At 66.1% G+C, this 14,727-nt stretch carries 19 protein-coding genes and 1 tRNA gene; 16 read left to right on the forward strand and 4 right to left on the reverse strand.

Annotated features, from left to right (window positions below; genetic code table 11):
• The 3 genes from AC1ROD_RS08010 to AC1ROD_RS08020 all read left to right on the forward strand — a co-directional run.
• The coding region (locus tag AC1ROD_RS08010; RefSeq protein ID WP_492947751.1) for an EF-Tu C-terminal domain-related protein at positions 1-282 on the forward strand (282 nt) is incomplete at its 5' end.
• Between the two features lie 361 nt (positions 283-643).
• Positions 644-778, forward strand: a complete 135-nt coding sequence (locus tag AC1ROD_RS08015) for a hypothetical protein (RefSeq protein ID WP_492947752.1) — start codon at positions 644-646, stop codon at positions 776-778.
• A gap of 133 nt (positions 779-911) precedes the next feature.
• Positions 912-2,246 (forward strand): hemolysin family protein, encoded by a 1,335-nt coding sequence (locus AC1ROD_RS08020; protein ID WP_492947753.1) that lies wholly within the window; start codon positions 912-914, stop codon positions 2,244-2,246.
• Here the strand turns inward: AC1ROD_RS08020 and AC1ROD_RS08025 are convergent.
• On the reverse strand, positions 2,234-2,698 hold the full coding sequence (locus AC1ROD_RS08025; protein ID WP_492947754.1) for an NUDIX domain-containing protein: 465 nt from the start codon (positions 2,696-2,698) through the stop codon (positions 2,234-2,236). The two genes, AC1ROD_RS08020 and AC1ROD_RS08025, sit on opposite strands and share 13 nt — an antisense overlap.
• A gap of 136 nt (positions 2,699-2,834) precedes the next feature.
• Between AC1ROD_RS08025 and AC1ROD_RS08030 the strand changes: the two genes are divergently transcribed.
• The 6 genes from AC1ROD_RS08030 (at position 2,835) to AC1ROD_RS08055 (ending at position 5,888) form a co-directional block, all read left to right on the forward strand.
• Positions 2,835-2,910, forward strand: a tRNA-Trp gene (locus AC1ROD_RS08030).
• A 73-nt stretch (positions 2,911-2,983) separates the two neighbouring features.
• Positions 2,984-3,277, forward strand: a complete 294-nt coding sequence (gene secE, locus AC1ROD_RS08035; RefSeq protein WP_492947755.1) for a preprotein translocase subunit SecE — start codon at positions 2,984-2,986, stop codon at positions 3,275-3,277.
• A gap of 12 nt (positions 3,278-3,289) precedes the next feature.
• Positions 3,290-3,868 (forward strand): transcription termination/antitermination protein NusG, encoded by a 579-nt coding sequence (gene nusG, locus AC1ROD_RS08040; RefSeq protein ID WP_207931703.1) that lies wholly within the window; start codon positions 3,290-3,292, stop codon positions 3,866-3,868.
• A gap of 183 nt (positions 3,869-4,051) precedes the next feature.
• Positions 4,052-4,483, forward strand: a complete 432-nt coding sequence (gene rplK / locus AC1ROD_RS08045; protein WP_207931704.1) for a 50S ribosomal protein L11 — start codon at positions 4,052-4,054, stop codon at positions 4,481-4,483.
• A gap of 4 nt (positions 4,484-4,487) precedes the next feature.
• Positions 4,488-5,174 carry a 50S ribosomal protein L1 gene (gene rplA / locus AC1ROD_RS08050; protein WP_492947756.1) on the forward strand — a complete coding sequence of 229 codons (687 nt, stop codon included), beginning with the start codon at positions 4,488-4,490 and terminating at the stop codon, positions 5,172-5,174.
• 117 nt (positions 5,175-5,291) lie between these two features.
• On the forward strand, positions 5,292-5,888 hold the full coding sequence (locus AC1ROD_RS08055; RefSeq protein ID WP_492947757.1) for a DUF2059 domain-containing protein: 597 nt from the start codon (positions 5,292-5,294) through the stop codon (positions 5,886-5,888).
• A gap of 46 nt (positions 5,889-5,934) precedes the next feature.
• Here the strand turns inward: AC1ROD_RS08055 and AC1ROD_RS08060 are convergent, their stop codons facing one another.
• On the reverse strand, positions 5,935-6,543 hold the full coding sequence (locus AC1ROD_RS08060) for an NAD(P)-dependent oxidoreductase (protein ID WP_492947758.1): 609 nt from the start codon (positions 6,541-6,543) through the stop codon (positions 5,935-5,937).
• 53 nt (positions 6,544-6,596) lie between these two features.
• Between AC1ROD_RS08060 and AC1ROD_RS08065 the strand changes: the two genes are divergently transcribed.
• From AC1ROD_RS08065 to AC1ROD_RS08080, 4 genes are all read left to right on the forward strand, one after another.
• Positions 6,597-7,022: a winged helix-turn-helix transcriptional regulator gene (locus tag AC1ROD_RS08065; protein ID WP_492947759.1), complete on the forward strand. Its 426-nt coding sequence runs from the start codon at positions 6,597-6,599 to the stop codon at positions 7,020-7,022.
• A gap of 91 nt (positions 7,023-7,113) precedes the next feature.
• Positions 7,114-7,761 carry a DUF47 domain-containing protein gene (locus AC1ROD_RS08070; RefSeq protein WP_492947760.1) on the forward strand — a complete coding sequence of 216 codons (648 nt, stop codon included), beginning with the start codon at positions 7,114-7,116 and terminating at the stop codon, positions 7,759-7,761.
• Position 7,762: 1 nt separating this feature from the next.
• Positions 7,763-8,764 (forward strand): inorganic phosphate transporter, encoded by a 1,002-nt coding sequence (locus AC1ROD_RS08075; RefSeq protein ID WP_492947761.1) that lies wholly within the window; start codon positions 7,763-7,765, stop codon positions 8,762-8,764.
• Positions 8,761-9,213 carry an NUDIX hydrolase gene (locus AC1ROD_RS08080; RefSeq protein ID WP_492947762.1) on the forward strand — a complete coding sequence of 151 codons (453 nt, stop codon included), beginning with the start codon at positions 8,761-8,763 and terminating at the stop codon, positions 9,211-9,213. The genes AC1ROD_RS08075 and AC1ROD_RS08080 overlap by 4 nt, the downstream gene beginning before the upstream one ends.
• Here the strand turns inward: AC1ROD_RS08080 and AC1ROD_RS08085 are convergent, their stop codons facing one another.
• Positions 9,214-10,383: an aspartyl/asparaginyl beta-hydroxylase domain-containing protein gene (locus AC1ROD_RS08085; protein WP_492947763.1), complete on the reverse strand. Its 1,170-nt coding sequence runs from the start codon at positions 10,381-10,383 to the stop codon at positions 9,214-9,216.
• A gap of 446 nt (positions 10,384-10,829) precedes the next feature.
• Here AC1ROD_RS08085 and rplJ point away from each other — a divergent pair, with 446 nt between their 5' ends.
• From rplJ to AC1ROD_RS08100, 3 genes are all read left to right on the forward strand, one after another.
• Complete coding sequence (gene rplJ, locus AC1ROD_RS08090; RefSeq protein WP_207931711.1) at positions 10,830-11,345, forward strand: 50S ribosomal protein L10; 516 nt, start codon at positions 10,830-10,832, stop codon at positions 11,343-11,345.
• Between the two features lie 63 nt (positions 11,346-11,408).
• Positions 11,409-11,795 (forward strand): 50S ribosomal protein L7/L12, encoded by a 387-nt coding sequence (gene rplL / locus AC1ROD_RS08095; RefSeq protein WP_207931712.1) that lies wholly within the window; start codon positions 11,409-11,411, stop codon positions 11,793-11,795.
• Positions 11,796-11,939: 144 nt separating this feature from the next.
• Entirely contained in the window at positions 11,940-12,620 is a 681-nt protein-coding gene (locus AC1ROD_RS08100; protein ID WP_492947764.1) for a type 1 glutamine amidotransferase domain-containing protein, read from the forward strand.
• Between the two features lie 39 nt (positions 12,621-12,659).
• Here the strand turns inward: AC1ROD_RS08100 and AC1ROD_RS08105 are convergent, their stop codons facing one another.
• Positions 12,660-14,645, reverse strand: coding sequence for a M61 family metallopeptidase (locus tag AC1ROD_RS08105; RefSeq protein WP_492947765.1), 1,986 nt, complete (start codon positions 14,643-14,645; stop codon positions 12,660-12,662).
• Between the last annotated feature and the right edge of the window lie 82 nt (positions 14,646-14,727).

Here is a 14,727-nt window from a genome sequence, read left to right on the forward strand (position 1 = left end):
CACACCAAGTTCCTTGCCGAAGCCTACATCCTGACCAAGGAAGAAGGCGGCCGTCACACGCCGTTCTTCACGAACTATCGCCCGCAGTTCTACTTCCGCACCACGGACGTGACCGGCATCGTTCACCTGAAGGAAGGCGTCGAAATGATCATGCCCGGCGACAACGCCGAGCTGAACGTCGAGCTGATCACCCCGATCGCCATGGAAGAGAAGCTCCGCTTCGCCATCCGTGAAGGCGGCCGCACCGTCGGCGCCGGCGTCGTCGCCAAGATCATCGCCTAAAAGATACAAGACACAGTAGCTTACAGAGCGGCCCCGGAGAGCAATCTCCGGGGCCGTTTTGCTTTCTGGGCCCCTCTCCCAAAGGGAGAGGGAGGAACCCGCGAGCAAAGCGAGTGGGAGGGTGAGGGGTTCTGCCCTCACCGGTGAGCGACATTACCCCTCAGCCTTTCGCGCAAGGACGACGGCTTCGCCGCCGTGCGCTCAAGCCCTCTCCCTGTGGGAGAGGGTGGTCTGAAGGAGGGAAGTCCCGTCACAGGGGATAAGCGCGGTTAAGGGGCGTCTGTCCCGGGGCGGGACCTTGCGCGGGCCCGGGGCTTGCAGGCATGTCTGCTTATCGGACGTTAATGTTTTGGTAAGCATCATGCGGCGCGCGCTTCATATCGGCCTGTTCATCGGCACCCTGATCGGAATGTGCGCCTGCGCGGCTGTCGACGGGGCCGATACGGGCCGGACGGGCGCCTATGGAAGCGTCGAGGCCGGGCGCACCGGCGGCTGAGACGCCGTCGAGCGGACAGGGCAGGGCGGTCCTGACCGTCCGCACAAGGAAAACGTGGCGGAAACGGCCGACTTCGGCTAGGAACGAACAGCGGACGCCGACTGTTGCGCCGCGCTGGTTCTCCTCCCCCTAGATGTTACTCATCGCCATCGTCGTCGTTCTGCTCCTCGTGGTGCTCAACGGCCTTTTCGCCATGACCGAACTCGCGGTCGTGTCCTCCCGGAAATCCAAGCTGCAGAGCCGGGCGGAGAAGGGGGATCGTGGCGCGCGCGCGGCCCTGAAGCTGGCCGAGGAGCCGACCCACTTCCTGTCCGCCGTCCAGGTGGGAATCACCCTGATCGGGATTCTGGCGGGCGCCTACGGTCAGGCCGCCATCGCCGGCGAACTGGACAAGATCCTGGAAAAGGCCTTCCCGGCCCTGATCGCCTATACCGAATTCTTCGCCACGGCTGTGGTCGTCGTCTGCATCACCTATGTGTCGGTGATCGTGGGCGAATTGGTGCCCAAACGCCTGGCCCTGATCTTCCCCGAGCCGATCGCCGCCAAGATGGCCGCGCCGGTGTCGCTGCTGGCCATCATCCTGAAGCCCTTCGTGGTGGTGTTGACCGCCTCGACCTCGGCCATCCTCAAGGTCATGGGCGTCAAGGACCGCGACGGGTCCGACGTGACCCAGGAAGAGGTGGAGACCATCCTCGCGGAGGGCACCTCCGCCGGCCTGATCGAGCCCGAAGAGCAGGTGATGATCGAGGAAATCCTGCGCCTCGGCGACCGCCCGGTGCGGGTGGCGATGACGCCGCGCACCGACGTCTACTGGGTGGCCATCGACGACGATCCGGCCGTGCTGCGCGAAGAGATTCGCGTCTGCCCCTATTCGCGCATCGTGGTGGCCCGCGACGGCGACCTGGATCACCCCATCGGCGTGGTCCACAAGAAGGACCTGCTGGACAGCCTGTTGACCACGGGCGAGATGGCGATCGCCGAACATGTCGCCGAGCCGGCCTTCATTCCGCAGTCGACCTCAGTGCTCAAGGCGCTGGAGATCCTGAAGGGCACCCATGTCCACATGGCCTTCATCGTCGACGAATACGGCGCCTTCGAAGGCGTGGTGACGGCCACCGACATTCTGGAAATGATCGCCGGCGACTTCAACGAAGGCCACGACGACGACCACTCCTTCGTGGTCGAGCGCGCCGACGGCAGCTGGCTGGTGGACGGCCGCACCGATCTGGACGAGCTGTGCGACCTGCTGGGCGAGGATTTCGGCGAGAACGAAAGCTTCCACACCGTCGCCGGCCTGGTGCTGCACCAGCTGTCGCGCGTGCCTGACGAGGGCGAGGTGCTGCAGCTGGGTCGATTCGAGGTCGAGGTCGTCGATATGGACGATCGCCGCATCGACAAGCTGATCTTCCGCCAGGTCGTCAACGCCGAGGACGAGAAGAAAGCCGTGGCGGAGCACTACGAGGGCTGAAGCCTTCCGAGGACCTCGATCGCCTTCCACAGGCGCTGGCTCTGACCGGATTGAAGCACATGGGCCTGCGCCAGCGGGAGCCAGAAGGCTTCCAGTCGGGTGGGAGCGCCGACCCCGTCATGAGCCTCATGGCAGAACCAGCGGTCGGGCAGGGGGGCCGTGGGGCGAAACAGGGCGAAATGCCGCTCCTGCACCTCATTCCGGTAGGGGGTGATGTCCCAGGTCCCTGTCCCGAGATCGGCGACGAAGGCGAAGTCCGTGCGGCCCGTTTCCTCGATCAGTTCGCGCAGGGCGGCCAAGGCGGGCGACTCGTCCTCCCGAATCGATCCGCCCGGGACCTGAAGGCCGACCTCCTCCGGACCGAAATCGATATGGCGCAGGACCAGCAGGCGGTCGCCGTCGATACAGTAGGCGAGGGCCTTGCGGACGTAGGCTTTCGGCGGCGTGGGCATCGGTAAGGGATCGCACGCCCCTGATGTCATCGCAAAGCTGCATTCCGCTTGAAATCGCCCGGCCTCTGGGGCATACGCCCCCCTCTGGCGAATGCGCACGCCGAGGGGAAACCCACGGCGTGAGGCGTTTTGCTCCAGGAGTTTAGCTCAGCTGGTAGAGCACCGGTCTCCAAAACCGGGGGTCGTGGGTTCGAATCCCCCAACTCCTGCCATTTTCCCCCTGTCGCCGCCGGATGGGACTTCCCATCTGGTGCGACAGGTTAGAAGCGTTTGAAGAGACCATTGATGGCCAAGGCCAAGACACCCGGACGTCGGCAGATGGGCGCAAAGCCCCAGACGGTTCCGGCCGTCCAGACGGTCACCGTGGATTCGGCCACGCCGAAGAAGAAGACCTCGCTGCCGCAGTTCGCCAGCCAGGTCCGCGCCGAGGCCCGCAAGATCGTGTGGCCCAGCCGCAAGGAGACCTGGATCACCTCGGTGATGGTCTTCATCATGGTTCTCATCGCCACGCTGTTCTTCTGGATCGTGGATTCCGGCCTGACGTTCCTGTCGCAGGTCATCCTCGCCATTGGCCAATAAGGAGACGCGCACATGACCGATGCAGCGCCCGATACCAAGCCCGCCAACCCGCGGCACAAGTGGTACATCATCCACGCCTATTCGAACTTCGAGAAGAAGGTCGCCCAGCACATCCGCGACCAGGCCAAGCAACGCGGTCTGGAAGACAATTTCTCTGAAATCCTGGTTCCGACCGAGGACGTCATCGAGATCCGTCGCGGCCGCAAGGTGAACTCGGAACGCAAATTCTTCCCCGGCTACGTCCTGGCGAAGATGGAGATGACCGACGACGCCTACCACCTGGTCAAGGACACCCCGAAGGTCACGGGCTTCCTGGGCGCCGCGGGCGGCACCAAGCCCCTGCCGGTCACCGAGCGTGAGGTCCAGGCCATCATCGGCGCCGTGGAAGAGGGCGTCGAGCGTCCGAAGCCCACCATCCGCTTCGACATCGGCGAGACCGTCAAGGTCATCGACGGCCCGTTCGCCAGCTTCGACGGCCAGGTCGAGAGCGTCGACGAAGACGCCGCCCGCCTGCGCGTCGCCGTGTCGATCTTCGGCCGCCCGACCCCGGTGGACCTGGAATACAATCAGGTCGAGAAGACCGCGGCCTAAAGCCCGGTTTCGACGATACGATTTGCAGCGGCGGCTCCCCGGAGCCGCCGTTTGCATTTGGGGCCCGTGTTTGCTACACGCGCGCCTCCCTTGCGTAGCAGGGGCAAATCCGTGGGAGGCAGCCATGCCAGACCACGGCTCACCGGCTCCGGTTAGCTCCGGGGTCATTCACAGGAGAGACCAATGGCCAAGAAGATCCTCGGCTATATCAAACTGCAGGTGCCGGCCGGTTCGGCTACGCCTTCGCCCCCGATCGGCCCGGCTCTGGGTCAACGCGGCGTGAATATCATGGGCTTCGTCAAGGAGTTCAACGCGCGCACCGAGAAGGAAGTGAAGGGCACCCCCCTGCCGACCGTGATCACGGTCTATCAGGACAAGTCGTTCACCTTCGTCACCAAGACCCCGCCCGCGACCCACTACATCAAGCAGGCCGCCGGCATCACCTCGGCGTCGAAGCTGCCGGGCCGTGAAGTCGCCGGCAAGATCAAGCGCAGCCAGCTGCGTGAGATCGCCGAAAAGAAGATGAAGGATCTGAACGCGAACGACCTGGACGCCGCGACGAAGATCATCGAAGGCTCGGCTCGCGCCATGGGCCTCAACGTGGTGGAGGGCTAAGCACATGGCCAAGCAAACCAAGGCTCAAAAAGCCCGCACCGGCGACACCCTGGCCCTGATGCCGTTCTCGGACGCCATCAAGCTGGTCAAGGACAACGCCAAGGCCAAGTTCGACGAGTCGATCGAAATCGCCGTCAACCTGGGCGTCGACCCGCGTCACGCCGACCAGCAGGTCCGTGGCGTCGTCAACCTGCCGTCGGGCACCGGCCGTGACGTCCGCGTCGCCGTCTTCGCCAAGGACGCCAAGGCTGACGAAGCCCGCGCCGCCGGCGCTGAATACGTCGGCGCCGAGGATCTGTACGAGCAGATCAACGGCGGCCTGATGGACTTCGACCGCGTCATCGCCTCGCCCGACATGATGGCCCTCGTCGGCCGTCTGGGTAAGGTGCTGGGTCCGCGCGGCCTGATGCCGAACCCCAAGGTCGGCACCGTCACCCCGAACGTCGCGCAAGCGGTCAAGGACGCCAAGGGCGGCGCCGTCGAGTTCCGCGTCGAGAAGGCCGGTATCGCTCACGGCGGCATCGGCAAGGTCTCCTTCACCCAGGAAGCCCTCGAAGCCAACGTGAAGGCCTATGTGGACGCCCTGAACCGCGCCAAGCCGGCCGGCGCCAAGGGCACCTACGTCAAGCGCATCACCCTGTCCTCGACGATGGGCCCGGGCTTCAAGGTCGATCCGGCCTCGCTGGGCTAAGGTCGAGCTTCCAGCTCAGAACTGATTACGGCGGCGGAGAGCAATCTCCGCCGCCGTTTTCGTTTGCGGCGTACACGGAAAGCGGGAATGGTCAGGCTTCTATCGAGGGGGATGACCATGAAAAGACTGATGTGCGCCGGACTGGCGACCGTTGCGCTGCTGGCCGGTCCGGCGGCGGGCCACGCGGAGGGACTTGAGCCCACGCCGCCGACCGCTGCGGTTCGGGACGAGGCCGCCGCCAAGTTGCGTCTGGCGCGACGCTTTATCGCCGCCCTGCAGACGGACCAGATGGCTGAAATGCTGGGCGGGGTGACGGCGTCCCTGACGCCGCCTGCGGAAGGCCTGACCCCGACGCAGCAGGAAGCCCTTCAGCGCGCGGCCGCCAATGCGACGACCGAGATGACGGTGCGGTTGTTCGATGCGATGACGCCGATCTATGCGGACATCTTCACCATGGAGGAACTGACCGCGCTCGTGGACTTCTACGAGAGCGATGTCGGCCGTTCGATGATGGAGAAAAGCTATGCCGCCGCGCCGCGGGTCACGGAGCTGGTCATGGAGATGATGCCCGAGATGATGCAGGGCATGGTCGAAAGCATGTGCAAGGATCTGGGCTGTACCGACGAGCAGCGCGCGCGGATGAACGCCGGGATCGCCGCGGCGGGCTACGGCGGGGCGTCGGAGGCCAGGGCGGCGCCCAAGGCGAAGAACTGACCGGGCAGGGGTTCGGGGCCTGACCGGCCACGAACCCCGCCGTGACTCAGTACGCCGCGGTGAAGCGCGCCTTCGGGTGTCTGTGCTGTTCGACCTCGTCGGCCATGGCGATGGCGTAGTCGGCGAAGCTGATGCGGCTCTCGCCCTTGTCGTCGGTGACCAACTGGTCGGTCCCGAGGCGGAAATGGCCGAGGCGAGGGCCTTCCTCGATGACGGCGGCGGGGGAGAAGAAGGTCCAGTCGATGTCGGTCCCGGCTTTCAGGGCGTCGAGGAAGACGATGCCGCCCTGGGCGAAGACCTTCCATTCCTCTGGGAACTCGGGCGTGTCGATCAGGCGGACGCCGGGTGCGACCTCCAGGCTGGCGGCGCCGCCGGTGACCAGCAGGCGAGGGACCCCGGCGGTCGTCAGGGCGGACAGGAGAGTGGCGGCGGGGACGTCGAAATGCAGGGCGCTGACCACGGCGTCCGACCCCTTGATCAGTTCGGCGAGGGCAGTGGCGTCGGAGGCGTCGCCCTGTACGGCGGTGACGCCGTCAACGGCCGGGATAGCCTCGGGCTTGCGGGCGATGGCGGTGACCGAATGGCCGCGCGAGGCCAGCTCTTTGGTGATTTCCGATCCGGCGCGACCGCTGGCGCCGAGGACTGCGATCTTCATGGACTGAACTCCGTGGTTTCCAATAGTGACCAAGTGAGATATGGAGATCGACCATGCAAGAAGGCACCGAAACCTCATCTGGTCACCCGCAGGAAACCCGTCCCGAGCCTGAGCTCGCCTGGGACGTCTATGCGAAGAACTGTCCGACCCGGGTCCTGCTGGACCGGATCGCCGACAAATGGACCGTACTGCTGCTGACGACGCTGAAAGGCGGGCCGATGCGATTCAACGCGCTGAAGCGGCGGGTGGAAGGGGTGTCGCAGAAGATGCTGAGCCAGACCCTGCGCCAGCTGGAGCGCGACGGGCTGGTCAACCGGTCTGTCGAGGCCACGGTGCCAATCTCGGTCACCTATGCGATCACGCCTCTGGGCCAGACCCTGGTCGCGGCCCTGCAGCCGATGGTCGACTGGGCCGAGAGCCGGATGCCGGAGGTGGTGGAGGCCCAGGTCGCGTTCGATCGGCGTATCTCACTGACGTGAAACCTTCGCACTACGGCGGCGCGACCTGGGTTAGGGGAATTGCGTTTCGAGGCGAAAGGTCGCACCCGGCCTGACGCAACAGGGGATGCCGATGCTGAGCTGGTTCCAGGCGCTGATGCCGAAGGAAGACAACTTCTTCCGTCTGTTCAACGCCCATGCGGCGACCCTGACCAAGGGCGCGGACGCGATGCGCCATATGCTGGACGGCGGGAACGAGGTTCCGGCCTGGACGGCGAAGATCGTCGACTACGAGGACGAAGCCGACAAGATCGCCGCCGAGGTGCTGCTGGCGGTGCGCCGCAGCTTCATCACGCCCTTCGACCGCTCCGACATCCGCGGCCTGACCGAGTCGCTGGACGACGCCATCGACCAGATGCAGAAGACCGCCAAGAGCGTGACCCTGTACGAACTGCGCGAGTTCTCGCCGCAGATGCGCGAGCTGGGGGACATCGCCGTGCGCTGCGCCGCCCTGACGGTCGAGGCGGTGTCCCTGCTGCCGACCATGCAGAAGCATCAGGACCGGGTGAACAGCCTGACCGAACAGCTGTCCCAGCTCGAGAACGAAAGCGACATCCTCTACGACCAGGGAATGAAAGCCCTCTATGCGGCGCAGAAGGCCGCGCCGACGGCGCTGGACTTCGTCATCGGGGCCGACATCTACGACCATCTGGAGAAGGTGATCGACCGCTTCGAGGACGTGGCCGACCGCATCAGCGGCATCCTGGTCGAGCACCTGTAAGGTGGACCACGCGCTCCTGATCCTGGTCTTCCTGATCGGCGTCGCCCTGCTGTTCGACTTCCTGAACGGCCTGCACGACGCGGCGAACTCGATCGCGACCATCGTCGCCACCCGCGTCCTGCCGCCGGCCTTCGCCGTGGGCTGGGCCGCCTTCTTCAACTTCATCGCCTTCCTGTTCTTCGGCCTGCATGTGGCCGGGACCATCGGCAAGGGGATCATCGATCCGCAAATCATCTCGGACCAGGTCATCTTCGGCGCCCTGATGGGAGCGATCACCTGGAATGTGGTGACCTGGTTGGCGGGCATTCCGTCGTCGAGCTCCCATGCGCTCGTCGGCGGGCTGCTGGGCGCCGGGGTGGCCAAGGCGGGGCCGGGGGTCATCGTCCTTCAGGGCACGCTGAAGACCGTCGGAGCCATCTTCCTGTCGCCGGCGCTGGGCTTCCTGCTGGCCCTGCTGCTGGTGCTGATCGTGTCCTGGCTGTTCGTGCGCACCAATCCGGCGGTCGCCGACAAGGTGTTCCGCGTGCTGCAGTTCTTCTCCGCCTCCGCCTATTCGTTGGGACACGGAGGAAATGATGCGCAAAAGACCATGGGAATCATCGCCGTCCTGTTGCTGTCGCGCGCCCCGGCGGGTACCGAGTTCAGCGTGCCGCTGTGGGTCGTCCTGGCCTGCCATTCGGCCATCGCCCTGGGCACACTGACCGGCGGCTGGAGGATCGTTCATACCATGGGGTCCAAGATCACCCGCCTGACGCCCCAGCAGGGCTTCTGCGCCGAGACGGGCGGGGCCATCACCCTGTTCCTGGCGACGGGTCTGGGCATCCCGGTGTCGACCACCCACACCATCACCGGCGCCATCATCGGCGTGGGCGCGGCCAAACGCGTATCGGCCGTGCGCTGGGGCGTGGCCCGCAGCATCGTCTTCGCCTGGTTCGTGACCATTCCGGCGGCGGCCGCCGTCGCCGCGGTCGCCTACCACTTCGGCGGGCTGTTCCTGACTTGAGCGGGAAGGCGGTCAAAAGGTCCGCCCGATCCGAAACCCGACAGGTCGCCGCCCTGCCGTGGCGCATTGGCGCGAGCGGTCGCGAAGTCCTGATGATCACCTCGCGTGAGACGCGCCGCTGGGTCATTCCCAAGGGCGGCCGCATGGTCGGCAAGACCGATCCCCAGGCCGCCGCCGTCGAGGCCATGGAGGAGGCCGGGGTCCAGGGTGAGATCGCCCAGACGCCCATCGGCGCCTTCCGCTACGCCAAACGCCTGCGCAGCGGCGACAGCAAGTTGTGCGTGGTCGCGGTCTATCCGATGAAGGTTCTGATCCAGCTGGGCGCATGGCCCGAGGCGGCCGAGCGCGACCGGCGCTGGATGCCGCTGGAGGAGGCGGCGGGTTCGGTGATGGAGCCGGATCTGGCCGAGCTGATCCGTGGCTTCGCGAGCGCCGAGCTGGACGACTGATCAGGCGGCCATGAAGCGCCGCTGGGCCTTCATCATGGCGGTGATCAGGGCCTTTTCGCTCTCGGCCAGATAGGGGTTCCAGACGTCGAAGATCAGGATGACCCGCAGCGCGTCGGCGTCGTTCCAGGCCTCGTGCTCGATGGTGTCGTCGAAGACCCAGGCCTGACCCATCTTCCAGTCGCGGGTGGTGTTGCCGACCCGGAAGCGGGCAGGGCCCGGCAGGATCAGCGGCAGGTGGCAGAGCAGCCGGACATTGGCCGACCCCGTGTGCGGCGGGATGTGGGTGTGCGGCTGCAGGGCCGAGAAGACGGCGGTGGGGGCGAAGTCGTCCTGATGCGCCATCGGCAGGCGGTCCAGCAGGGCGGCTGTCCCCGGGCAGCGGCCGCAGACGTCGTCCTGTTTCGCCCCGTCCTTCCAGAGGAAGAGGGACGACCATTTGAGGGAGTGGTTCAGCTCTCCCCACTGGTTCACCGGCGCCTCGGGCGGGTACTGGATATAGGGTGCGAAGCGGTCGAGGTCGGTCTCGACCAGGGCCGTCAGCTCGTTCTGGATCATCTCCGTCGCCGCCTCCAGTTCTCCCAGCCAAGGGAAGAGGGTGCGGTCGTAGAAGGGAATGGCGGGCAGGCGGGGGTAGTTGAGCAGGATCGGCTCCTGCTTCGGCGGCGACTTGAGCCCGGCGTAGATCTCAAGGCCTTCGTCGAACCGATCCAGGGTCTCGGGATCGACGGCGCCGCGCAGGCCCGCGACCTCAGCCAGCATATGGTCCCGCAGCGCCTGGGCGTGGGTTCTGACGAACTCCGCAGCGTAGTCGAGCTGTTTGAGGATGGCCGGCGGGCAGCGGTCGCGCAGCGGGGCGATCTTCAGGGCGTTGCGATAGACCTCCGCCGCCGCCTTGCCGCGTCCGATCTTCTCCAGCAGGGCGCCCTTGGCCAGAAGGGCGATGAAATCATAGGGCTGCATCGACAGGGCGCGGTCGATCAGGGCGAGCGAGCCCACGAAATCGCCTTGAAGACGAAGGGCGAGGGACCGGTTCAGAATGCCGTTGTGGGTGGGGCCGATGGCGTCGGCCTGGTCGAGCAGGCGAAGGGCTCCGGGCGCGTCCATCCGGGCCAGAAATTCCCCGGCCTGGCGCAGCAGATCGGCCTGTCGGCCGCCCAAATTTCCGGTCATCCCAGCGCCCCCGCACTCGTCGACAAAACTCTACAGTCCTATGACGTCACGCCCGGGCCGCCGCCTTATGGTTTGGGTGCGGATTGTTTCGCGAAGATTTCAGGCGAGGCGCCGGCGCAGGTCGTGCGCGAGGGCGGTTGATCTTTCGCCGCATCGCCTGTAAGAGCGCCGCTTCTCCGTCGAGACCTCTGGTTTCGGCGGTCCTGTCCGAGAACTTCGGGGCGTGGGGGCCACCCATGCCGTAACTGTCAGAGAGCCCTCTGGCGCCGTGGGGAGATGGGGACGCGAAATCTGGATTGCTGTCGGCCCGCCTGTCGGGATGACGGCCTCAGTCGCATCCTTCGGACAATAAGACCGGCCACAACGTCTCGCAGCGATGCGGAACGCTTTGGCCAAACGTCGTCCGGGAATAAGCCCGGGCGGCAACACCAAGACTGGAGACCGCAATGGACCGCGCACAAAAGGCCGAGTCGATCGAAACGCTGAAAGGCGTTTTCGCTGACGCCGGCGCCGTGGTCGTGACCCACAACCTGGGTCTGACCGTTGCGGAAATGGAAGACCTGCGTGGCAAGCTGCGCACTGCCGGCGGCGCGTTCAAGGTGGTCAAAAACCGCCTGGCGCTGAAGGCCCTGAACGTCGAGGAAGGCTCTGCCTACCACGGCCTGTTCAAGGGCCCGGTGGGCATCGCCTACGCCCCCGACGCCGTCACCGCCGCCAAGGTCACCGCCGATTACGCCAAGGGCAACGACAAGTTCGTCGTCCTGGGCGGTTTCATGGGCGAGACCGTTCTGGACGCCAACGGCGTTTCGACCCTGTCGAAGCTGCCGTCGCTGGACCAGATCCGCGCTTCGCTGCTCGGCCTGCTCAACGCTCCCGCGACCAAGGTCGCCGGCGTCGTTCAAGCCCCGGCTGCCCAACTGGCCCGCGTGTTCAACGCGTACGCCACCAAGGACGCCGCGTAAGCGACCCCGCTTCCATCTCTGCAAAAATCCAAACCAACCCAATCCTCCGAAGGAAATACTGAAATGGCCGACCTGTCCAAGATCGTCGAAGACCTGTCCTCGCTGACCGTCCTCGAAGCCGCCGAACTGTCCAAGCTGCTGGAAGAAAAGTGGGGCGTCTCCGCCGCCGCTCCGGTCGCCATGGCCATGCCCGCCGGTGGTGGCGCCGCCGCCCCCGCCGAAGCTGCTGAAGAGCAAACCGAGTTCACCGTCGTCCTGCTGGACGGTGGCGACAAGAAGATCAACGTCATCAAGGAAGTCCGTGGCGTGCGTTCGGACCTCGGTCTGAAGGAAGCCAAGGACCTGGTCGAAGCTGCTCCGGCCAACGTCGTCGAGAACGTCTCCAAGCAGACCGCCGACGAAATCAAGAAGAAGCTGGAAGAAGCCGGCGCCAAGATCCAGATCAAGTAAGATCGGTTCTCGGTCCCTCCTTCGGGAGGGCTCAGACTTCAGCGGGCCCGGCGAGCGATCGCCGGGCCCGTTTGCATTTCGGGCGGGTGGCGTCGGGCGGGACGAGCCACCATCTGTCCTCTCCAAGACAGGAAGGACGCCCCGATGAAGATTCTGATGGTTCTGACCTCGCACGACGAACTCGGCGACACCGGAAAGAAGACCGGCTTCTGGCTGGAGGAATTCGCGGCGCCCTATTACGCGCTCAGGGACGCGGGGGCGGAGATCGTCCTGGCCTCACCCAGGGGCGGTCAGCCTCCGCTGGATCCCAGGAGTGATGACGCCGACGCCCAGACGGACGATACGCGCCGCTTCAAGGCCGACGCCGCGGCCCAGAAGGCTCTGGCCAATACGGTCACCCTGGCCAGCGTGAAGGCGGCCGATTTCGACGCCGTCTTCTATCCGGGCGGCCACGGCCCGCTGTGGGACCTGGCCGAGGACGCGACGTCGATCGCCCTGATCGAGGCCTTCGCCGGGGCCGACAAGCCCGTCGCCGCCGTCTGCCACGCCCCCGGCGTGCTGAGGCACGTCAAGGCCGCGAACGGGGAGCCACTGGTGAAGGGCCGTGCGGTCGCGGGCTTCACCAACTCCGAGGAAGAGGCTGTGGGCCTGACCGAGGTGGTGCCGTTCCTGGTCGAGGACATGCTCAAGGCCAATGGCGGCCTTTACGCCAAGGGCGCCGACTGGGGCTCGTTCATCCAGGTCGATGGCAAGCTGATCACCGGTCAGAACCCGGGCTCGTCCCGAGAAGCGGCCGAGGCCCTGCTGACCGCGCTCAAAGCCTGAGGAGACACGCGGCCCCGTCGAGATGTCGGGGTGTCGCTCCTAGCGCCTTCTGGGAGCCCAGATGTCGGCCAGACGGTCCGGCGTGCCTTCGTTGCGCGCCAGACGCGGGTAGCGCAGGCCCTCGTGGTAGTCGAAGCTGACCGTGCGGTAGCGGCTGCCGTTCTTGAGCAGCAGGACGATGGGGTCGGTGGAGGTCTTGGCGGCCGTCACCGCGTCGCGCAGCACCTCGGGGGTCGCCGCCACCTCATTGACCGCGATCAGGTCCCAGCCGGCGCCGAGCGGGGCGTTGAAGGCCGGGCTGCCCCAGCGGATGTTGGACAGGCGGTTGGTCGGCCCCGACAGGGTGAAGCCCAGCGAATACTGGAAGTCGGTCGCCCAGCCGGACATGACCTTCTTCTCCAGCGCCGTCAGCGCATCCGTATAGGTCAGGAAATAGCCGGCGCGGGTGATGCCGTCCGTCGGCGCCTTCGCATCGGGTCCGACCGCGTCCAGCCGGCCGCGCAGGAAGGTCGCCCAGTCGTGCGGATAGACGCCGTTCAGGGCCGCCACCACCTCCTCGAAGGTATAGCCGCGCGGGGTGTAGCGACCGTCCTCGACGCCGAAGAAGGCCTTGGCGAAGTCGTCCAGCGACTTCCTGTTGTCGGTGCCCTCGCGGATCAGGGTGTCGGCGTCCAGCCACATCAGCTGGCTCTCGCGGTAGTAGTCGCCGGTGCCGCGCATCCACGAGGTCCACAGGCCGGGGACGCGATAGCCCAGCAGGTTGTGATTGTCGGTGTCCTGCAGCGCGCGCCACTCCCGGCCGGGCTGGTTCTCATAGAAGGCGGCGACCCCGGCCAGCAGGATCTTCTCTTCCTCGATGGTGTGGATCCCCGAGCGGGCGGCGAGGACGTGGCCCCAGTATTCGGTCTGGCCCTCATAGACCCACAGCAGGGTGTTCTGGGTGGGGACGTTGTAGTTGGCGGTCAGCTCGTCCGCCGGCCGCATGAACTTGCCGTTCCAGGAGTGGGTGAACTCATGCGGGATGGTGGCCCGGCCGCCGGCGTTCTTGTCCCATTCGGTGAAGAAGGCCGGATTGCCGGTGTTCTCGGACGAGCGGTGGTGCTCCAGCCCGATGCCGCCCAGCTGGTCCGACAGGGCCATCAGGACGTCATAGTGGTCGAAGTGGCGCGCGCCGAAGAGCCGGTCGGCCTGGGTGACCATGTTCTGATAGAGGCCGATCTGCTCGTCGGTGATGGCCAGGTTGGCGGCCTTGTCGGCGACGATCTCCATGTGCACGGCCTCGCCGTTCGGATCGATGTCGACGCGGCGATGGTTGGCGCCCGCATACATGGGGCTGTCGACAAGGGTGTAGAGGTCGGTCGGCTTGAAGGTCGCCAGGCCGTTCTCGAAGCTCTCGGTCTCCAGCGCCGTGCCGTAGCCCCAGCCGGCGGGCAGCTGGATCGAGGGGGCGAAGGTGATCCGGCGCGAATAGTGGCCCGCCGGATAGAGCAGGGCCTTCTCCCACTGCATGTTCACGATCGACGGCGTCATGGTCACGCGCCAGTTGGCGTTGTCCGGCTGGGTCAGCCACTGGAAGGTGACCTCGATCTCGGTGACGCCCTCGGGGATGTCGAGGTGGAAGGCGTAGGGCTGGATCGTGTCGCGCAGCCATTCGATGCGCTTGCCGCCGCCGGTGACCGTGACGCCCGAGATCAGCTGGATCGGCCCGGTCGCCGCGTGGTTGCCCGGCAGATATTCCGGATAGAGCAGGGTCAGGGGACCGGTCGTGACGGGGATGTTCTCCGTCACCGTGACGATCTTGCGCTCCAGATCGGTGACGTCGGCCTTGTAGCGGATCACACCGGGGTAGGGCGCATCCACCGGAGCCGGGATGGCCGGCTGGGCGCGCGGCAGGGCCAGCGGCGCCTGACTGGCGTCGGCGATGATGGGCGTTCCGGTTGTCGGGAAGGTTTGCGCGGCGGTTTGGGCCAGCGCGGGCGAGGCGAGCAGGGTGGCGGCGCAGGCGGACAGGAGCAGACGCGACATTCAGGAACTTTCGGAACAGCCGGGGGACAGGGAACCTCGGCCACGTCGCACCCGGGCGTCAAGGGCGGCGGGTCGTCACGCT

Source organism: Brevundimonas sp. GW821-FHT12E07 (assembly GCF_058807035.1).

Coding starts and splice junctions, on each gene's coding strand:
- AC1ROD_RS08055 (WP_492947757.1), top strand. CDS start 5,292: ATGAAAAGACTGATGTGCGCCGGACTGGCGACCGTTGCGCTGCTGGCC.
- rplJ (WP_207931711.1), top strand. CDS start 10,830: ATGGACCGCGCACAAAAGGCCGAGTCGATCGAAACGCTGAAAGGCGTT.
- rplK (WP_207931704.1), top strand. CDS start 4,052: ATGGCCAAGAAGATCCTCGGCTATATCAAACTGCAGGTGCCGGCCGGT.
- AC1ROD_RS08060 (WP_492947758.1), bottom strand. CDS start 6,543: ATGAAGATCGCAGTCCTCGGCGCCAGCGGTCGCGCCGGATCGGAAATC.
- nusG (WP_207931703.1), top strand. CDS start 3,290: ATGACCGATGCAGCGCCCGATACCAAGCCCGCCAACCCGCGGCACAAG.
- AC1ROD_RS08100 (WP_492947764.1), top strand. CDS start 11,940: ATGAAGATTCTGATGGTTCTGACCTCGCACGACGAACTCGGCGACACC.
- AC1ROD_RS08105 (WP_492947765.1), bottom strand. CDS start 14,645: ATGTCGCGTCTGCTCCTGTCCGCCTGCGCCGCCACCCTGCTCGCCTCG.
- secE (WP_492947755.1), top strand. CDS start 2,984: ATGGCCAAGGCCAAGACACCCGGACGTCGGCAGATGGGCGCAAAGCCC.
- rplL (WP_207931712.1), top strand. CDS start 11,409: ATGGCCGACCTGTCCAAGATCGTCGAAGACCTGTCCTCGCTGACCGTC.
- rplA (WP_492947756.1), top strand. CDS start 4,488: ATGGCCAAGCAAACCAAGGCTCAAAAAGCCCGCACCGGCGACACCCTG.
- AC1ROD_RS08085 (WP_492947763.1), bottom strand. CDS start 10,383: ATGACCGGAAATTTGGGCGGCCGACAGGCCGATCTGCTGCGCCAGGCC.
- AC1ROD_RS08070 (WP_492947760.1), top strand. CDS start 7,114: ATGCTGAGCTGGTTCCAGGCGCTGATGCCGAAGGAAGACAACTTCTTC.
- AC1ROD_RS08065 (WP_492947759.1), top strand. CDS start 6,597: ATGCAAGAAGGCACCGAAACCTCATCTGGTCACCCGCAGGAAACCCGT.
- AC1ROD_RS08015 (WP_492947752.1), top strand. CDS start 644: ATGCGGCGCGCGCTTCATATCGGCCTGTTCATCGGCACCCTGATCGGA.
- AC1ROD_RS08025 (WP_492947754.1), bottom strand. CDS start 2,698: ATGCCCACGCCGCCGAAAGCCTACGTCCGCAAGGCCCTCGCCTACTGT.
- AC1ROD_RS08020 (WP_492947753.1), top strand. CDS start 912: ATGTTACTCATCGCCATCGTCGTCGTTCTGCTCCTCGTGGTGCTCAAC.